Below are 3,075 nucleotides of genomic sequence, written 5' to 3'. Positions count from 1 at the left end.
TGTTCTTTGAAAACTAGATAACAATAAGTAATACATTCACATTGAATGCAATGCAAAGTTCATCACACATAGTGATTCTTTCTAAAGTAAGAAATGGTTAAGTTAGAAAGGGCGCACGGTGGATGCCTTGGCACTAGGAGCCGATGAAGGACGGGACGAACACCGATATGCTTCGGGGAGCTGTAAGCAAGCTTTGATCCGGAGATTTCCGAATGGGGAAACCCACTGCTCGTAATGGAGTAGTATCCATACTTGAATACATAGAGTATGAGAAGGCATACCCGGGGAACTGAAACATCTAAGTACCCGGAGGAAGAGAAAGCAAATGCGATTCCCTGAGTAGCGGCGAGCGAAACGGGAACAGCCCAAACCAAGAGGCTTGCCTCTTGGGGTTGTAGGACACTCTATACGGAGTTACAAAGGAATGATATAAGCGAAGAGGTCTGGAAAGGCCCGCCAAAGAAGGTAACAGCCCTGTAACTGAAATGTTATTCTCTCCAGAGTGGATCCTGAGTACGGCGGAACACGTGAAATTCCGTCGGAATCCGGGAGGACCATCTCCCAAGGCTAAATACTCCCTAGTGACCGATAGTGAACCAGTACCGTGAGGGAAAGGTGAAAAGCACCCCGGAAGGGGAGTGAAATAGATCCTGAAACCGTGTGCCTACAAGTAGTCAGAGCCCGTTAACGGGTGATGGCGTGCCTTTTGTAGAATGAACCGGCGAGTTACGATCCCGTGCAAGGTTAAGCAGAAGATGCGGAGCCGCAGCGAAAGCGAGTCTGAATAGGGCGCATGAGTACGTGGTCGTAGACCCGAAACCAGGTGATCTACCCATGTCCAGGGTGAAGTTCAGGTAACACTGAATGGAGGCCCGAACCCACGCACGTTGAAAAGTGCGGGGATGAGGTGTGGGTAGGGGTGAAATGCCAATCGAACCTGGAGATAGCTGGTTCTCTCCGAAATAGCTTTAGGGCTAGCCTCAAGGTAAGAGTCTCGGAGGTAGAGCACTGATTGGACTAGGGGCCCCTACCGGGTTACCGAATTCAGTCAAACTCCGAATGCCGATGACTTATCCTTGGGAGTCAGACTGCGAGTGATAAGATCCGTAGTCGAAAGGGAAACAGCCCAGACCGCCAGCTAAGGTCCCAAAGTATACGTTAAGTGGAAAAGGATGTGGAGTTGCTTAGACAACCAGGATGTTGGCTTAGAAGCAGCCACCATTTAAAGAGTGCGTAATAGCTCACTGGTCGAGTGACTCTGCGCCGAAAATGTACCGGGGCTAAACGTATCACCGAAGCTGCGGACTGTTCTTACGAACAGTGGTAGGAGAGCGTTCTAAGGGCTGTGAAGCCAGACCGGAAGGACTGGTGGAGCGCTTAGAAGTGAGAATGCCGGTATGAGTAGCGAAAGACGGGTGAGAATCCCGTCCACCGAATGCCTAAGGTTTCCTGAGGAAGGCTCGTCCGCTCAGGGTTAGTCGGGACCTAAGCCGAGGCCGAAAGGCGTAGGCGATGGACAACAGGTTGATATTCCTGTACCACCTCCTCACCATTTGAGCAATGGGGGGACGCAGGAGGATAGGGTAAGCGCGGTATTGGATATCCGCGTCCAAGCAGTTAGGCTGGGAAATAGGCAAATCCGTTTCCCGTAAAGGCTGAGCTGTGATGGCGAGCGAAATTTAGTAGCGAAGTTCCTGATTCCACACTGCCAAGAAAAGCCTCTAGCGAGGTGAGAGGTGCCCGTACCGCAAACCGACACAGGTAGGCGAGGAGAGAATCCTAAGGTGATCGAGAGAACTCTCGTTAAGGAACTCGGCAAAATGACCCCGTAACTTCGGGAGAAGGGGTGCTTCTTAGGGTGTTAAAGCCCCGAGAAGCCGCAGTGAATAGGCCCAGGCGACTGTTTAGCAAAAACACAGGTCTCTGCGAAGCCGTAAGGCGAAGTATAGGGGCTGACGCCTGCCCGGTGCTGGAAGGTTAAGAGGAGCGCTTAGCGTAAGCGAAGGTGCGAATTGAAGCCCCAGTAAACGGCGGCCGTAACTATAACGGTCCTAAGGTAGCGAAATTCCTTGTCGGGTAAGTTCCGACCCGCACGAAAGGCGCAACGATCTGGGCACTGTCTCAACGAGAGACTCGGTGAAATTATAGTACCTGTGAAGATGCAGGTTACCCGCGACAGGACGGAAAGACCCCGTGGAGCTTTACTGCAGCCTGATATTGAATGTTGGTACAGCTTGTACAGGATAGGTAGGAGCCTTGGAAACCGGAGCGCTAGCTTCGGTGGAGGCATCGGTGGGATACTACCCTGGCTGTATTGACCTTCTAACCCGCTGCCCTTATCGGGCAGGGAGACAGTGTCAGGTGGGCAGTTTGACTGGGGCGGTCGCCTCCTAAAATGTAACGGAGGCGCCCAAAGGTTCCCTCAGAATGGTTGGAAATCATTCGCAGAGTGTAAAGGCACAAGGGAGCTTGACTGCGAGACCTACAAGTCGAGCAGGGACGAAAGTCGGGCTTAGTGATCCGGTGGTTCCGCATGGAAGGGCCATCGCTCAACGGATAAAAGCTACCCCGGGGATAACAGGCTTATCTCCCCCAAGAGTCCACATCGACGGGGAGGTTTGGCACCTCGATGTCGGCTCATCGCATCCTGGGGCTGTAGTCGGTCCCAAGGGTTGGGCTGTTCGCCCATTAAAGCGGTACGCGAGCTGGGTTCAGAACGTCGTGAGACAGTTCGGTCCCTATCCGTCGCGGGCGCAGGAAATTTGAGAGGAGCTGTCCTTAGTACGAGAGGACCGGGATGGACGCACCGCTGGTGTACCAGTTGTTCTGCCAAGGGCATCGCTGGGTAGCTATGTGCGGACGGGATAAGTGCTGAAAGCATCTAAGCATGAAGCCCCCCTCAAGATGAGATTTCCCATTCCGCAAGGAAGTAAGATCCCTGAAAGATGATCAGGTTGATAGGTCTGAGGTGGAAGCGTGGTGACACGTGGAGCTGACAGATACTAATAGATCGAGGACTTAACCTATATTCTAATGTGAAGCATGAACATTGTTATCTAGTTTTGAGAGAACATT

1 rRNA gene is annotated in these 3,075 nt (G+C 52.3%); it reads left to right on the top strand.

Features of this window, described 5'->3' with window-relative positions:
• Positions 1-95 precede the first annotated feature (95 nt).
• Positions 96-3,026 (top strand): 23S ribosomal RNA (locus tag BAE31_RS03440).
• Positions 3,027-3,075: the final 49 nt, after the last annotated feature.

It is taken from the genome of Bacillus sp. I-2 (assembly GCF_001974945.1).
Lineage (GTDB): Bacteria > Bacillota > Bacilli > Bacillales > Bacillaceae > Bacillus > Bacillus safensis.
The sequence above is the reverse complement of the archived record's forward strand: the minus strand, read 5'-3'. Positions and strand labels throughout refer to the sequence as shown.